The 15,857-nt window shown below is 48.0% G+C and carries 16 protein-coding genes and 2 pseudogenes; 6 read left to right on the top strand and 12 right to left on the bottom strand.

What is annotated here, in order from left to right:
• From FD01_RS04810 to FD01_RS04780, 6 genes and pseudogenes are all read right to left on the bottom strand, one after another.
• Positions 1-389 (bottom strand): polyprenyl synthetase family protein (locus FD01_RS04810; protein WP_191981518.1); only part of this gene is annotated, 389 nt, incomplete at its 3' end.
• On the bottom strand, positions 374-2,092 hold the full coding sequence (cydC, locus tag FD01_RS04805; RefSeq protein ID WP_056962910.1) for a thiol reductant ABC exporter subunit CydC: 1,719 nt from the start codon (positions 2,090-2,092) through the stop codon (positions 374-376). The genes cydC and FD01_RS04810, both read right to left, overlap by 16 nt.
• Positions 2,079-3,799, bottom strand: a pseudogene (cydD, locus tag FD01_RS04795) (thiol reductant ABC exporter subunit CydD). Before cydD ends, cydC begins: the two are co-directional and overlap by 14 nt.
• A 27-nt stretch (positions 3,800-3,826) precedes the next feature.
• A complete protein-coding gene (gene cydB, locus FD01_RS04790) occupies positions 3,827-4,828 on the bottom strand; it encodes a cytochrome d ubiquinol oxidase subunit II (RefSeq protein WP_054717802.1) in 1,002 nt (333 codons plus the stop codon).
• Positions 4,825-6,240: pseudogene (locus FD01_RS04785) on the bottom strand (cytochrome ubiquinol oxidase subunit I). The gene cydB and the pseudogene FD01_RS04785 overlap by 4 nt, the downstream one beginning before the upstream one ends.
• A 156-nt stretch (positions 6,241-6,396) precedes the next feature.
• Positions 6,397-7,698 (bottom strand): thymidine phosphorylase, encoded by a 1,302-nt coding sequence (locus FD01_RS04780; protein WP_054717799.1) that lies wholly within the window; start codon positions 7,696-7,698, stop codon positions 6,397-6,399.
• Positions 7,699-7,746: 48 nt separating this feature from the next.
• On the opposite strand from FD01_RS04780, the gene add reads away from it, so the two are divergent.
• Positions 7,747-8,760, top strand: coding sequence for an adenosine deaminase (gene add / locus FD01_RS04775; protein WP_056962905.1), 1,014 nt, complete (start codon positions 7,747-7,749; stop codon positions 8,758-8,760).
• A gap of 39 nt (positions 8,761-8,799) precedes the next feature.
• Here the strand turns inward: add and FD01_RS04770 are convergent, their stop codons facing one another.
• Complete coding sequence (locus FD01_RS04770; RefSeq protein WP_056962903.1) at positions 8,800-9,240, bottom strand: acetyltransferase; 441 nt, start codon at positions 9,238-9,240, stop codon at positions 8,800-8,802.
• A gap of 9 nt (positions 9,241-9,249) precedes the next feature.
• Positions 9,250-10,416, bottom strand: a complete 1,167-nt coding sequence (locus tag FD01_RS04765; protein ID WP_056962901.1) for a GNAT family N-acetyltransferase — start codon at positions 10,414-10,416, stop codon at positions 9,250-9,252.
• A 165-nt stretch (positions 10,417-10,581) separates the two neighbouring features.
• Here FD01_RS04765 and FD01_RS04760 point away from each other — a divergent pair, with 165 nt between their 5' ends.
• The gene (locus tag FD01_RS04760) at positions 10,582-10,824 is read left to right on the top strand and encodes a hypothetical protein (RefSeq protein ID WP_054717792.1); all 243 of its coding nucleotides are present in this window, start codon (positions 10,582-10,584) and stop codon (positions 10,822-10,824) included.
• Here the strand turns inward: FD01_RS04760 and FD01_RS04755 are convergent.
• Positions 10,808-11,296, bottom strand: coding sequence for a hypothetical protein (locus FD01_RS04755; RefSeq protein ID WP_056962898.1), 489 nt, complete (start codon positions 11,294-11,296; stop codon positions 10,808-10,810). The two genes, FD01_RS04760 and FD01_RS04755, sit on opposite strands and share 17 nt — an antisense overlap.
• 127 nt (positions 11,297-11,423) lie before the next feature.
• Between FD01_RS04755 and FD01_RS16360 the strand changes: the two genes are divergently transcribed.
• On the top strand, positions 11,424-11,591 hold the full coding sequence (locus FD01_RS16360) for a hypothetical protein (RefSeq protein ID WP_164480460.1): 168 nt from the start codon (positions 11,424-11,426) through the stop codon (positions 11,589-11,591).
• Positions 11,592-11,709: 118 nt separating this feature from the next.
• Here FD01_RS16360 and FD01_RS04750 read toward each other — a convergent pair whose 3' ends face one another.
• Both FD01_RS04750 and FD01_RS04745 read right to left on the bottom strand, forming a co-directional pair.
• Positions 11,710-12,612, bottom strand: coding sequence for a DMT family transporter (locus FD01_RS04750; protein WP_056962896.1), 903 nt, complete (start codon positions 12,610-12,612; stop codon positions 11,710-11,712).
• 144 nt (positions 12,613-12,756) lie between these two features.
• The gene (locus FD01_RS04745) at positions 12,757-13,203 is read right to left on the bottom strand and encodes a universal stress protein (protein ID WP_054717786.1); all 447 of its coding nucleotides are present in this window, start codon (positions 13,201-13,203) and stop codon (positions 12,757-12,759) included.
• Between the two features lie 260 nt (positions 13,204-13,463).
• Here FD01_RS04745 and FD01_RS04740 point away from each other — a divergent pair, with 260 nt between their 5' ends.
• Positions 13,464-13,868, top strand: a complete 405-nt coding sequence (locus FD01_RS04740; protein ID WP_056962911.1) for a helix-turn-helix domain-containing protein — start codon at positions 13,464-13,466, stop codon at positions 13,866-13,868.
• Positions 13,869-13,982: 114 nt separating this feature from the next.
• Here the strand turns inward: FD01_RS04740 and FD01_RS04735 are convergent, their stop codons facing one another.
• Positions 13,983-14,561, bottom strand: coding sequence for a class I SAM-dependent methyltransferase (locus FD01_RS04735; protein ID WP_054717783.1), 579 nt, complete (start codon positions 14,559-14,561; stop codon positions 13,983-13,985).
• A gap of 142 nt (positions 14,562-14,703) precedes the next feature.
• On the opposite strand from FD01_RS04735, the gene FD01_RS04730 reads away from it, so the two are divergent.
• Together FD01_RS04730 and FD01_RS04725 are read left to right on the top strand one after the other, a co-directional pair.
• Positions 14,704-15,489: a tyrosine-protein phosphatase gene (locus FD01_RS04730; RefSeq protein ID WP_056962894.1), complete on the top strand. Its 786-nt coding sequence runs from the start codon at positions 14,704-14,706 to the stop codon at positions 15,487-15,489.
• A gap of 36 nt (positions 15,490-15,525) precedes the next feature.
• Entirely contained in the window at positions 15,526-15,825 is a 300-nt protein-coding gene (locus tag FD01_RS04725) for a hypothetical protein (RefSeq protein WP_056962892.1), read from the top strand.
• The last annotated feature ends 32 nt before the right edge of the window (positions 15,826-15,857 follow it).

Below are 15,857 nucleotides of genomic sequence, written 5' to 3'. Positions count from 1 at the left end.
TCAGACCGGCCAGATGCGATTTCATGTACCAAATACCGAGGTGAATAATCCAGGTTAAAATACACGGCAAACATGAAATCCCCTGCATAAATCGCCGCCCGATTGCCTGAGCGTGGCGCAATCGTCGGCACCCCGCGCCGTACATCAGCGTCATCAAGCACATCGTCATGGATCAACGTCGCCAAGTGCAAGGCTTCGATTGCTGCGGCTGCAGTGATCACATTTGCGTCATCAGGTTGGCCAAAATCGGCAAAATCTAAGACTAACTGAGCGCGCAACATTTTCCCGCCAGCATTGATTTGTGCTTTGACCAACGCTTCGACTGGTGGCGCGTCTAATTTGATCTGCGCCAATAATTTTTGCTGAATCAATTTTAAGCGTGCATCCATGTCGACCACCCCGAATCCAAATTGAGCAAAGCCCGATAATAAGTATTCGATGCTTTCAACGTCTGCGGTGAGCCTTGCAACTTGACCCGACCATCGGCAATGAACACCACTTGATCCATCGCTTGCACGCCTTGTAAATGATGGGTCACCCAAATCACTGTTTGGTTTTTCAGCGCCGAAAACATCGTCTCCAGTAATTCCCGTTCAAGCGCCGGGTCTAAACCCACTGTCGGCTCGTCTAATATCACCAATGATTTGTGTTGCAATAAAATCTGCGCAATGGCAACGCGTTGACGTTCTCCACCAGATAAACTCAAACCGGCTTCTTGCAGCGGCGTATCAAAACCTTGTGGCAACTGTTTCACCAAATCAGCGAGTTTCACCTGCGTTAATGCCTGCCACAATTGGTCATCCGATGCATCCGGCTTCGCCAGTAATAAATTGGCTTTGATCGACGTATTGAATAAAAATGGGGCTTGCGGCAAAACGCTAAAAGCCGAATGTTGCGCATCTTGATACGTTGACAGTGGGACCCCATCAACGGTGACGGCACCACTGGTCGGCGTGAGTGAGCCTTGAAGCAATTCCAATAATGTCGTTTTGCCTACCCCACTAGTCCCTAAAATCGCGACTTTTTGCCCTTGCAACACGTCAAACGACACTGACTGTAGTAACGCATGCTCGGCTTGAGGATAACTAAACCCAACGTGGTCGAGCGTTAACATCTGAAAATCAGTGGGCATGGGTTGCGTCGCGGTTGCCTGAGGTTGAATTTCATCAAGCGTTTGCAGGCGGTCAAACTTCGCCGAATCGCCAACCACAGAAATCACCCCTTCACCGCCAGACATCAACGGCTCCGCTAAGGGAAAAATCACCAATCCCACGGCTCCGATCCAGTTGGCTAGACTTGGCGATGATGTTAAATGCACACTTGACCAAATCAATAATGTAACTGGCAACAGCACAAAGCATAGCTGACTGAATAATTGCCGCTGCTGGGTTTGCTTTGTAAGTTGGGCGTGATAATGCTGATATTCAGCCCAAGCAGTCGAGGCTTTGGCCACAAATCCAGCTTCTGAATGACTCAACACCCAATCGCGCTGGCCTAAAATCGCATCATCAACGCCGACATAGGCTTCGTGAAGTAATCGATCAGCAGCGCGAATCGTAGAGGTAGCGCGCAATTTGGAGATGATCGGCAAGCCTAGCAACTGCATCCCTAACAACATGGCCATCACCAACACATCTTGCCAAGCAAAATAGCCCGCCAATAAACTCAAAAGAATCGCCAACACCCCAGCCACAATGGTTGGCAACAAACTGCGAAGAAAATAATTTTGTAATTTACCGACGTCTTCAGCCAACATCGCCATCCCATCGCCGACTGGCCGCGCTGATTTCATTTTTAACTTGAGAAATAATTTCTGGCGCAAAACACTGGTGTAATGCAACACCCAGTTGTGGCTGACCAAGCGTTCCAAATATTGGACAACTGGTCGTGCGATGCCAAACAAGCGCGTTAAAACCACTGGCACATAAATCGCCGCAAATAATGGCATTCGGGCCGAAAAATCGATCAAATATCCACTGGTAAACATCAACAAGGCTGCACTGATGGCAGTGATCACGGCTAAACTGATTGCCAATATCGCTTGGCTGCGGTATTGTTGCATCGCTAAACGCACCCAGTTATTCTTTCGCATCTGAACCACCTCCAAGCGTTTGCACCAAAGTCTGAAAAATCTGCGAATGCTGCGCCAGCGCTTGTGGTGTCCCCACATCCACTAAATGGCCATGATCCATCACCAATACCAGATCCATTACTGACAGCCAGTGCAAGCGATGCGTCGCCATGATCACTAAATGATGTTCAAACAACGGTGTCATGGTTTGCTTCAGCGCAAGTTCGGTTTCAATATCCAAATGGGCGGTTGGTTCATCAAACAACCACACCGCACGCTTGGCATCTAACAACGTTCGCCCTAAGGCAATACGTTGCGCTTGCCCACCAGAAATGCCCCGACCCCCGGCACCAATGTTAGTGTCCAATCCTTTCGGCAATGCGGCAATAAAAGGCGCTAATCCGGCTAACTTGGCGGCTTGTTGAATTTGTTCCGACGTTGCATTGGGGTGATAAAAGCTTAAATTTGCGCCGATCGTATCCGCAAAAATATACGGCGCTTGTGGAATATAGCTGACTTGTTGTTGCCAATCGGCTTGATTGAAGGTATCTAGTAACACCCCGTTAAGGTCAAGGTCACCAGCTGGGGTCAAAAACCGGCTAAAGTATTCAACAGCGTCGTTTTCCCGGATCCGCTTGCCCCAATGATCGCGACTTTTTGAAACCCAGATAAACTGAAGTTGATTTGCGATAACGCTTGATGATCCCCGTAATTGACGCTTAAATCATGGACGGAAAGCGTCGAATCCGCCTGCCACGGCGAAACCAATTCTTTTGCCTCCTGCGGCAAAGGGCGGTTCAAAATCGCCATGGTCGCTTCAAAAGCTGTTTTCCCATTTAAAGTCGCATGATAATCCGCCCCAAACGCGCGAATCGGCAAGAAATATTCTGGCGCTAAAATCAAACTGAACAGCGCTGGCAACAATGTCACCCGACCAGCTAACAGATCCAGACCTAAAAAGACTGCCACCACTGCGATCGCCAACGTCGCAAAGAAATCCATCGCAAAGCCTGACAACATGGCGACTTTCAAGACACTCATGGTTTGTTTGCGGAAGCGTTCAGAAACTGAATACACCTGCTGGTCATAGTCGTTGACTCCCAGGGCATCCAGCGACGCCATTCCGAGCAATGCATCTTGAAAATGATTGGTCAACTTCGCAAACCCAGCATATTGCACTTCAGCACGATCTTTGGCAGCTAACCCTAAAATGACCATAAAACCGATGATCACTGGGAATAATAACAACAGTGCGACCCCAGATTTCAATGATTGCACACTGACTGCGACAAATACCGCTATCGGAATCACCAATAGCGGTACCAGTTTATTCAACGTCAACGCAAAATACGCTTCGATTTCAGTGCTACCAGCCAGCAATTGCGTCACCACTGAGCCACTGCCGATTTCTGCGATTGCTGAAGGACCCAGTCGAAACAAGCGATGGAGTAACGCAGTCCGCAAGTTTTCGCTTTGAACCTGGGCAAAATTCTGGCTCAACTGTTCGCGTGCATACGCAGTGAATTGCCGCAAAGTATAGGCCACCACAAAAATCACCATCATGGGGCTGGCTTGCCCAAACTGTTGTCCATGCCAAAATATCACGATTGCTTGGGCTAAGCCGTATGCTTGCCCAATAATGGCGAACGCTTCAATCACGGTCAAGCCAAATAATTCAATCAGTAATTTCTTTGCGCCTGGTAGCGCCAATAATCGTCGATCAAACATCGCAATCTCCCCATTGCGCCAAAAAACTTACGACAGCTCTGGCACCCGTTTGTGAAATACCACATAGGCCCAGATAAAATACGCCAAAGCAATCGGCAATAACACCACCGTCACACCAGTCATAATCGTCAAGGTCAAATTCGACGCGGAAGCTTGGGTGATCAACAACGAATTCACCGCCTCCTTAGCAATCAAGACCCGTGGGAACAACCCATTAAAAATCAAAATCACTACCAGCGCCAAGGCTGAACCACTCGTGATCAAGGATAAGCCTTCACGGTCTTTGAGAATGGCGAAATGCTCACACACAATGGCCAAGACAATCAAGCCAATGATGATACCTGAACTGAGCGGCCGCTTCACAAAGAAATCCGTAGAAACATAAACCAATAGCGCAAACACCACCGCACCTGCATATAACACCCAAATCAAAATGCGGTTGTAAGCCCAAGCCCGTAAACGCAAAGCGCCGGTGGTTTTCAAGCGAATAAAATTCAAGCCGTGCATGAAACACATCAACGTCACAGCCACCCCACCGACAATTGTCAATAAGTTGACTTGCTCGCCAAGGCTAGCATAAATGTCCATTTTGCCATCGATCGTCAATGGCTGAATGATCGCCGTAAAGATCATCCCTAGCAAAAATGGTGGGATCACACTGCCGACAAACAATGCCCAGCGCCAAATATCGCGACCACGTTGGCTTTGCGCATGCGCCGCAAATTCAAAGGAAACCCCGCGCAAGATCAAGCCAACCAGCACCAAGAAAAATAGGATATAAAAGCCGGAAAATAAACTCGCATACCATAGTGGATAAGAGGCAAACATCGCCCCACCCGCGGTGATGAGCCACACTTCATTGCCATCCCAATGTGGACCGATCGTCGCCACTAATTGCTTACGTTCACCTTCGTTTTTGGCTAACAAACGGGTGGCCATGCCGACGCCAAAATCAAAACCTTCTAAGACGAAGAAGCCAATGAACAACACCGCTAATAGTAGAAACCATAATAATTGTAATGGGCTCATGACGGTTGCCCCTCCAATGGCGTGATTTCATCGATACCGTAATTCAGCGTTCCTGGCGCATCGGGTCCCAAAACTAAATTCTGATGACTGAAGTAAACCATCACCCCACCGAGTAAACTGAAAATCAATAAGTAGGCAATATTTGAGAACCACAGTTGACCGGCGGTGGTAGTCGCACTAATCGCGTCTTGAATCGTATACAAACCATAAACCGTCCATGGATAACGGCCGAGTTCCGTGATCAACTAGCCGGCAGCATTCAACATAAACGGTACCCATAAGGCTAGACCTAATAACCACAACAACCAGCGTTTATGCATCAAGGTATTCTTTTTCGCGCGGCTAAACCACAAGCCTAAGATCGCGATCAACGCTAACACCACGCCACCGCCAGCCATCACCCGAAATGACCAGAAAAGTGTTTTGGCAGGGACATAATAATTCTTATCCTTACCATACTTGGCCTGCAGTTCTGCGTTGGCTTGGTCCATCCCCATGACCGCCCCAGAGGTTTTGTGATACGCCAGCAAGCTCAACAATACTGGCACATCCACAGCATTTGAAACTTTGTGATTTTTGCTATCGATCAATTCCACCACGGTCCAGGCGGCAGGATCTTTGGTATTTTTGTAGATCCCTTCAGTGGCAGCAAACTTCATCGGCTGATCTTTAATGATGAATTGCGTTTGCAAGTCCCCAACGCCGATTGCCCCAACGACTGCGATCAATCCGACTGTTAAACCGATTCGCAATGAGTGTAAGTAAAAATCTTCATGATCATGCTTCAACAAGCGCCATGCCGCCATCCCCGCAACCGCAAACCCGGCTGTGGTGAATGCCCCAAAAATCACATGGGGAAATTCGACCCATAATTGCGGATTGGCGATCACCGCGCCAAAGTCGACTAATTTCACCCGCCCAGTGGCTTGATTGATTGCAAAACCAGTCGGATGTTGCATGAAGGCATTGGCACTTAAAATCCAAATCGCTGAAAGCGTGGTCCCTAACCACACCAGCCAAATCATCGCGGCATGCAGTGATGGTTTGAAGCGATCCCATGTAAACATCCACAACCCGATAAAGGTCGATTCCATGAAAAAGGCCAACAGCGCTTCAATGGCCAATGGCGCGCCGAAAATATCGCCCATAAAGCGCGAGTAATTCGACCAATTCATCCCAAACTGAAATTCTTGAATGATCCCAGTGACCACCCCAACGGCAAAACTCAACAAGAAGATCTTGCCCCAAAACAAGGTCATTTGTTTATATAATGGCTTTTTGGTGCGGACAAACATGGTTTCCATAATCGCTGTGACTAAGGCCATGCCGATACTAAACGGCACGAAGAAAAAATGAAATACTGTGGTCATGGCAAACTGAAAGCGTGCCAAGTCCAAAACTGTTGCGCCCATAACGCTGCCCTCCTTTTTCCAACCTGCTCAACTATGTCTCACGCCTGATTTTCCCACTGAAAGTCCTCATCCCTGAGTAAATAAATAAGCGCTTACAATCGATGGCATAATAATACCGCGGTTGAACTGATCAACCGCGGCAAGATTCGTAAACATTTATTTAATAATCTGGTGAATCAAAGGCGTAATCTTCGGCTTTTGGGCGGTGATGGTATAAGCATCACGCACGGCATCGACAATTGTTTGCGGATCGCGCTCACTGGCATAAGCTACCGCTAAAGTATCGCCAACAGAAACCGGTGTCCCCAATTTCTTATGCAGGACTAATCCAGACGTCAAATCAAGGTCCGACTCTTGTTGTGCCCGACCGCCACCAATTTGCATCACGGCAACGCCTAATGCTTTGGTATCGATTTCGCCAACAAAACCTGCACTTTCAGCTTTGATGGCAACTTTTTGGGACGCTTGTGGCAAGCGTCTTGGATCATCTGTGACGCGCACATCCCCGCCTTGCGCTTGGATCAACTGTTTGAACGCCCGCATCGCGCGACCATCACGCAACGCATCTTCTGCCATGCCCACACCCAACTCCAACGTATCGGCGCGCTTGCCTAAAACCAACATATGGGCCGCTTGGGTGACTAAAAGTTGGTGCACATCTTGCGGACCGCGGCCTTTTAACACCGCGATGGATTCAGCCACTTCAAGGGAGTTTCCAATGGTGATGCCCAGTGGCTGATTCATATCGGTGATCAACGCTCGCGCACTGACGCCATTTTGTTCCGCGATACTGATCAAGGCATGCGCCAGTTTTTCCGCTTGTTCATCATCTGGCATAAAAGCGCCATTACCGCTTTTGACGTCAAATAATAAAGCATCGGTACCACTGGCTAACTTCTTAGACATAATTGAAGCGGCGATCAATGGCGTTGAAGCCACCGTTCCAGTCACATCGCGCAACGCATATAAACGCTTGTCTGCAGGCGCCAGATCGCTGCTCGCTTGCGTGATGGCTTGATGGATCGTGGCCACTTGATCGATAAATTGTTGGGTGGTAAGTTGCACGTTAAAGCCGGGGATGCTTTCCATTTTATCCAAAGTCCCGCCAGTAAAACCAAGACCGCGACCGGAAATCATCGGCACCGGCACACCCAGACTAGCCATCAATGGCAATAGTGGAATGGTCAGCTTATCGCCAACGCCGCCAGTGGAGTGCTTGTCCACTTTGACGCCAGCAATGGCACTGAGATCCAAACGTTCCCCAGAGTTGAGCATGGCTTGGGCGAGTTGCGCTTGTTCTGGATCCGTCATGCCGTTAAAATAAATCGCCATCAACATCGCGCTCATTTGGTAATCTGGAATTTCATCTGAAACATAATTTTGGATCATCCAATTGATTTCATCGGTTGTCAGTTCCTGGTGATCGCGCTTTTTGGCGATCAAGTCGACCATTCGCATGTCCTACCTCCTATTGTGCTACACTAATTGAAATTGGAGGGTTGCCCCATGACTTCATTGTATCACCACTTGCCTAAAGTTGAATTACATTGCCACTTGGACGGTTCGCTGTCATTGTCTGCGATTCATCGTTTAGCTACCATGGCTCACATCGACTTGCCGACTGACGATAATGAATTGGCCAAGTTAGTTCAAGCCCCACATGACGCCCAAACATTAATGGATTACTTGCGGCCTTTTGATGTGATCCGCCCACTCCTGCAAACCCCGGAAGCCTTAAAGTTGGCGGCTTATGACGTCGCCCAACAAGCTGCCGCAGAAAATGTGCGCTACATTGAAATTCGCTTTGCGCCAGAATTTTCGATGGATACGGGCTTAACCGTTGCGGAAACGATCGCAGGCGTGGTCGCTGGCTTACATCAGGCGATGGCAGATTTTGATATTGTTGCGGCATGCTTAGTTTGTGGTATGCGCCAATCCGATCCTGCTTTAAATGCGCAAATATTTAAGGCCAGCGCACCGGTTTCCGGCTTGGCAGGCTTTGATTTTGCCGGAAATGAAGCTGATTATCCGACTGCTGTCCTCACCGACACCGTGAAGTATGCCCAACGCTTAGGTGTCCCGTTGACCTTGCATGCCGGCGAATGCCACTGCGTCCAAAATATTCGCGAGGCCATCGAACTTGGCGTCAAGCGCATCGGGCATGCCACTGCCTTACATGATCACCCCGATGCCATCGCTGAATTCGTGCGAGCCAAGGCTTTAGCAGAATTATGCTTGACCAGTAATTTACAAACCAAGGCTGCTGAAAGTTATGCTGATTATCCTTATGCAGAATTGATGGCGGCACACGCGCGGATGTGCATCAATACTGATAATCGCACCGTTTCAAATACGGATCTGACGCGTGAATATCAATTATTTGCTGAACATTTTGACACGCGCATCGCAGATTTCTTACAGTTTAACCGCGACGCTTGTGCTGAGAGCTTTCAAACTGATGCTGACAAAAAGCAATTAGACCAACGCTTACAAGCTGAATACGCTGAATTTCTGAACTGACGAAAAGGGCCACGCAATCCTCTTGCGCGGCCCTTTTCGTTAGGCATGATGCATCCTTAAAATTGGATAAGGCTGGCCTTGTTCATCGATCGGTGAGCGTGCCACGATTTCAAACCCAAGATGCTGGTAAAAACCAACTGCTGCCGGATTTTGCTCATTGACCACCACTTCATCGATCGCATAATGATCAAAGCCATACTCAACGAGTTGTTGCCCAAGACCTTGCCCGCGCACAGTTGGATCTAAAAACAACATCTCCAGTTTGTGTTCGGCAATCCCCATAAACCCGACTGGCTGGCTGCCATCAAAAGCGACGACCAATATTGGCACTTGGTTCAATGCTTGCGGCACAAATTCGCGAATTTCAGTAATTTCACTGGTACTGAGAAATGTATGAGTCGCCTTGACCGAACGTTGCCAAATTGCTACCAGCTTGGTCACCAAGGCAAGGTCACGCTGTTTTTCAACGATCAGTTTCATCTTCACGACCTAGAAGTAATCGTAAAGCTGCGTTTGATGGGGAATAAAGATATCCGACAATACGCCAATCGTATAAGCATCCCCATCAACTAAGCCCAGATTATACAACTCGCGCAACCGCCGCACGCCAAAGGTTGCTTTAACCAGTTGCTGTTCGGAAAGGATCACGGCTGGCTCACCTTTTTTGACCGCTTCAAAACTAACTTGGCCATCATTGATCGACAACTCCCACAAACCATTGTTCTCGGGGATGAAGTCATCGTTAACTTGTAGGATCACCGGCGCCAAATCACTGACTTGGTAAGGATAGCGTTGCATAAAATCTTTCAGATCCACAATGCGCGCCATCATGTACGCCGCAGTCGAGCTCTTTAACACTAACGGTTCTGGGAATAAGTCGTGCAAGGATTCTGGATTGCCAGTAGTATAGACAAATTTGGCGAAAGCTGAGCGATGGGCACCAACAAAGCGGCCTAATGCGATCAACGCATCGAGGTCATCATGCATCAACTCATGCAAAATGAAAGTATCGCCGGCGCGTTCATAAACCACATAACCCGTCGCGCGATCGCCCATCATCGCCACGGCGACTTCACGCTTTGGATAATGATCGGCTAAATTAAGCCACCACCAGTTGGCGCGCAACAAACCGCCGCGCGTTGAGACCTTATTGCGATCATACACTTCTTGCATCGCCGGAATGGCTGCCGCAAAGCGCATCCGTTTGACGGATAACGCGGCATTTGGGCGCGGCACTTTAGGAAAATCACTGGCGTTTAATTCATGTGTCACTTGATCAAAGGCGCCTTCATACCCAAACCGCCGATAAAACGTCGCTGAAAATGGCGCCAAATAAGATAAGGTTTCGCCATTTTCTCGCATTTTAGCGAAGGCTTCATGCATGATCGCTGTGATGCCGCCATTGCCGCCTGCTTCTGGATAACTGGCAACATAGCCGATACCACTCATTTTGTAATTCACGCCAGCAAAGTCCACGGCAAAGTTTGTGGACAACAACCCACTTTGCAGCGGCTCGCCGATCCCCCAAACATCCGAATGGGCATAAAGACTCGCAAAGGCCGCATCGCGATTAGGCGATTGGGGTTTGTTGAACGCATAACGCGCTAACGCATAGAATTCAGCCTCTTGGGCCGCTTGTAGTAATTGAACCGTCATCGGTTTCCTCCTCAATAAAGCGCTTTTGTAATTAGTATAGACCAATTAAACCAACTTTGCATCCTTTAGAAATTCACAAGCAACCGTTCACACAATCATCATACCAGCTTGGCAATTCGACCACATCCTCTTGGTATATTAATAACATCGAAAGGATGAGTGCTGATGTTACTAAACGAATTAGATGTGTTTACTGCCCAACTTGAGGCGATCAATTATCCCAATATCGAAGCGCATACGGAAACTGGCGCAGAAATCGTGATCCACACCAATCAAAAACAGCGCGAAGACCCTGCCTTTTGGCAAAGTATTCGCGCAATTTTAAAAGCACAATTATGGGTGCCAGTATCCAAAACCTGGCATCAATTATCCGATTCCGATTGGTTAGCGCCTAGCCCTGCCATTTAGCAAAGCTGTGTGCCGCCACGATCAACGTGACCATCGCATCTGGCGACAAAACGCTACTTTCAGTTTCAATATGGCCAGTGGTCGCAACCGCACCGATCACTTCTAAGCCAAACTTGATAATGTTTAAGTCTTTTTTAGCGGCATAGCCACCTTCAAAAACTGGTTCGTGGTTGTAAGTAAAGTTGATGTGATCTTCAGTGATCGAGCCATCCACGTGGTTGACCATCACCCGATCTTCGAGTTCGGCAAGCGGTGCTTTGTCTGCCAGCAAGTTCAACTTGTGATCAGATTCATGGCGATCATAGTGACCTTGCAAGGTATCTAAGTAAGCTGCCGCTGGGTGCTTTAACACCTTTAAATAATCCACAACGGCTTGCACTTTGGTTTCTGGAAATGCGACTGATTTTGCCAACAGCGCATCCGATTGGGCTTCCAGCCAGTCGGCTAATTCACTAATGCTATATTGCTCCATGGGGACCTCCAGTTAACTTTTCTGGTAATCATTGTATCATTAAGTGGCGCAACTGTAACCCAGTGGTAACCTCAAAGCTTTTGAAAACGATTATACTAGCATTAGAAAGATTGAGGAGGGATGCTGAATGACTGCACCAACACATGAATTACCGATGTATGACGCCTTCGGGAAGCCGACGGAACTTAAGCCGAAAATTACTTATAAGTTGCGGGTAAAAAATGGCTACATCTTAGCGTTGTTGCCTGATCAGCATCAACGCCGGCTCCCGAATCTGCTGGTCGATCATAAATAAATCTTGACGGTCAAGGCTGATTGCCTTGGCTTTTTTGTGTCCGGCATCAACGTTGACAGTATAGACTTCTTGGCCATCAAGCGCTGGTGGGCTGAAACACTACCGGTGTCGGACCGCATCACGCTTCTGGGGCTTTAGGCTCCATCAAGCTCATCAAGATGACGGCCACAATGATGAGCACCCCACCGAGTAATTCAGCGCCAGTCAACACGAACCCCATAAACAATACTGAAGTCAACGTCGCGCCAAGGGGCTCAAAAGCATCGAGCAAACTAACTGCCGTCACAGAGACATATTGCAAAGCCATCAAATATAACAAGTAAGACACAATGGTCCCAGCGATAACAACAAAGGCATAAGCCCCCCATTCAAAAGTCGTCAAATGTGGGATCTTGGTCCACCAAGGCATGTTGATGGAAAGCAAGGCCCCACCGAGTAATTGCGCCCAAGCCGTGACGGTCAATGGGGAATAGGTTTCCAACAACGCCGCGGGTAAAATCGCATAAGCTGCCGCAGCCAAGGCAGACAATAAGCCCCACATCAAGGCTTGCGGACTGATGGCCAACTGCGTGAGATGGCCTTTGGTGACCACTAATAAGGTGCCAAACATTGCCAACGCGATCACCAGCACGTCCACGCGTCTAGGGAGTTCCCGCGTTTTTAGCGCCACATAGATGACCACGACCACTGGCGAAAGAAACTGCAGGATCGTGGCTGTTGGGGCATTCGCCACTGCCACAGCTTGATAATAAATGTATTGCATGGCGATCATCCCAAACAGGATAAAAATGATCATTTGTGTCGCCGCTTGTTTGTTTTGCCATGGCGCGAGCACTTTTTTGCCATCGATGATGAGGGCTAACACCATCGATACAAGTCCGGCGATGACCATTTTGGAACTGATCAGCCAGCCAACACTCATATTGTGGGCAAATAAGATTTCACTGGCAGGTCCAGAGATTCCCCAAAGTAAGGCGGCTGCCATCCCCATGAGGATTCCTAGTAATCGTTTCTTGCGCATAGTCGACTCCAACGTTTTTCTTCATTGTAACAAAAGTTCAAGTTGCCGCGTCACACTTTCTAAATGGCAGTCGCTCGTAATTTGTCAATTCATTCTTTGAACAAACAAAAAGAGCCAAGGCAAAAGTCTTAGCTCCAAGATTCATTAAGCAGTTTTAACAATCAAGACATCACAAGGTGCCGTGCGGTTGACATATTCAGTCACAGAACCGACCAGCACGCGCTCCATGGCATTTAAGCCAGTCGCGCCAATGATGATCAAATCGATTTTGTGGTCATGTGGGAAGTCTGTTGCAATAACGGTTTTGGGATTACCAAAACGCACGTGAATGGCAACATCTTCTAAGCCAGCTTTTTTCGCCCGGTCGGATAACCCGTTGAGATAGCTTTCAGCATCTTGGGTGAGTTGGTAAACCGCGTCGCCAGAGATCATGCCACCATAGCCGCCGATGAACTGCTTGGTGTCGAGGACGTTTAAAATATCCAGATGTGCATGGTTTGCAGCGGCCACTTTCACAGCTTTTTGGAACGCAAGCTCTGCTTCATCTGAGCCATCGACTGGCACTAATAATTGGTTATATTCTTGGTCCATCTGATCACTTCCTTTATTCTTATAGCTTAAGCGTAAGCCAATGACGCGGCGAAAACAAGTCTAAGTGGATAATTTTAGCAAGCGCTTGCTGACCAATTTCTTAGTGAGCTTATCACCAAAACGATTTAAATGCCGATAGATTCACTCAATCGATAAAAAATTAAATAAATTCTACGGATAACAATTGCGTTTTCAACTATAAACAGTTAAATTATTATGTGTAACAAATGCACCAAAAATTTAGAATCGTGGTGAAAAAAATAATGACAGAAACTGTTGGAAGCGCCTTACGCCAAACTCGTAAGAACCGCGGCGAATCCATCGTCGAGGTCGCTAAGGCGACACATACTTCCCCGGCAAGCTTTACCAAGTGGGAAAACGACCAAACTATTCCTAGCGAGCGTAGCATTCGCAAACTCGCTGAATATTATGACAGTGACCCCTTGGATGTCTTAGCCTTGGCCTATCCAGACAAATACGCCAAAGCCAAGAACGCAATGCCTGATATTGAAGGTAAAACAATCATTCGTTTGGAAGATTTGTTAAGCAACAACACCGTGTTGACCTATAACGATCAAGTGTTGTCTGCTGCTAAAAAAGAACTCGTTGCTAGTTTCGCTGCTGGCTTAGTCATCGCCAGCACCACAAACCCAGAAGCTGAATAATATGGCCCAACTCGAAAAAGTTACGCGCGCCACAAAACCCCCAGTCGCATTCTGTTGACTGGGGGTTTTGCTTTATTTCAATATTTTTACAATTGAAAACTTATTTTGCGATTTTTAATCATGACGATGGGCGCGGGACGAAAAGACCAAATGGATCTGCTCTTGCACCGATAAACGCGCATCCGTAATTTGATAAACCGTATCGATCGCCAAGTTAGTCGTAAACAAGGTGTTCAGTTGGGGTTCTTGATCCACTTGCGGCTTGGCTAGCGGTGTGGTGACCGCCGCCAGCATTTGCCCGTTATGCCGTAATAATTTGGCCAAGACATGCGTGATCTGATGTAAGTCATCATGGGCCAAATCAAACGTGCCGATGATCAAATCATAAGGTCCAGTCAACAAGTCTAAGCGTGAATCTGGCATGATGCGATAACGCAAGCGATCGGAACTGGCAGTGGCCCGGGCATCAGAAATCGCTTGCGCATCCGCGTCGATCCCTAACACCGCCACTGCCCCATGATTGATGGCATAGCGGCAAAACCAGCCGTCGCCTGAATGAATCGCCAACACCCGCTTACCGTTGAGATTTGGCGCTTGTTTGGCCAGTGCCTGCCATAAAGGTTGACGATCACCGGTATTAGTCGGCAAACTCTCAGGTTGATCTGGGTGCATTTTGGGATAAATATCTGGCATCGATGACACGTCCTTTCGAAGCTTCATTATAGCGAAGTTCAGTCGCAATTGCATCTCGGCCAATCCTCACGATGCGACAGTTTGGTGGCGTTTTTTTGACGAGGCTTGTATACTGAACCTATCACCCAAAGGAGGCCCCAACTTGCCAGAATTGCTGAATATTCACCATGGTTTCAACTTTCGCGACTTAGGCGGCTATCAAACTAAAGCCGGCCAAACAGTACGGTATCACAAATTGATCCGCTCTGGGCGCTTGAGCGCATTATCTGATCGTGATCAACAATACCTTGCTGATTATGGCTTACGTGACGATGTCGATTTCCGTTCGCCACAAGAACAAAGTGATCAACCTGATCGCGTACCTGATGGTGTCACCTATCATTTTGAACCAGTCTTTGCCACCGATGAAACCAAAGCCTCGATCAAAGCTGAAGAATTGCGGCGCCAGGCATTGGCTAAAGATCCGCTTGGTGGCTTTCGCAACATGGTCAATACCTATGCTGACATTGTGACACTGCCAAGTGCGCAAAAAGCTTATCGTGATTTTTTCGATTTACTATTGGCCAATGATGGCGATGACGCCTTGTTGTTCCACTGCACTGCCGGCAAAGATCGCACTGGGATGGGCGCCGTCTACTTATTGACTGCGTTAGGCGTTGATCCGATCACGATTCGCCGTGATTATTTGGCCTCAAATCTTTATTTAGGTGAAGAATCAGAACGCATGGTCAATGAAGCGCGCAAAACCGGTGCAGGGCCTGCGATGATCGCGTCGACTCGGTCGCTGGGTGGTGTGGCCAATGAATATCTGGATTCCGCATTCATGACCATCGATGCGCAGTATGGCTCGTTGGAAAACTATTTAACCTCAGCGTTAAAAATCACCCCAGCACAGCGTCGCGACCTACGCGCTATTTATTTACAATAGGCTTATAATGAAGGTAGTTGGAAAGGAGTGAGGGTTTTGAAACTTTATCAAGGATTGACCCAAGTTCAAGTCAATGACACCATGATTTCCGATGCGCATGATTTCACGATCGCAACCGAGCTGACCAAGCCATTGCACTACAGCCCTAACTTGCTTTATCGCTATATCGATCACGTCTTAAAAGCTGGCAGTCGCCATGACCAAAACAATTTGAAGTTCGTCTCGGACCCGGCCTTTATCGGTGAGAACTACGACTTCAAAAGCGACCCTGAAACGGCAAACATTTCCGATTTTGAAGACAAAATGACTTTTGCGCAAATTGCAAGAACAAGTTAGCCACCCCATGGCACGACACCGTGAGATGAACT

Source organism: Lacticaseibacillus manihotivorans DSM 13343 = JCM 12514 (assembly GCF_001435035.1).
In the GTDB taxonomy this organism is placed as follows: Bacteria; Bacillota; Bacilli; order Lactobacillales; family Lactobacillaceae; genus Lacticaseibacillus; species Lacticaseibacillus manihotivorans.
The sequence above is the reverse complement of the archived record's forward strand: the minus strand, read 5'-3'. Positions and strand labels throughout refer to the sequence as shown.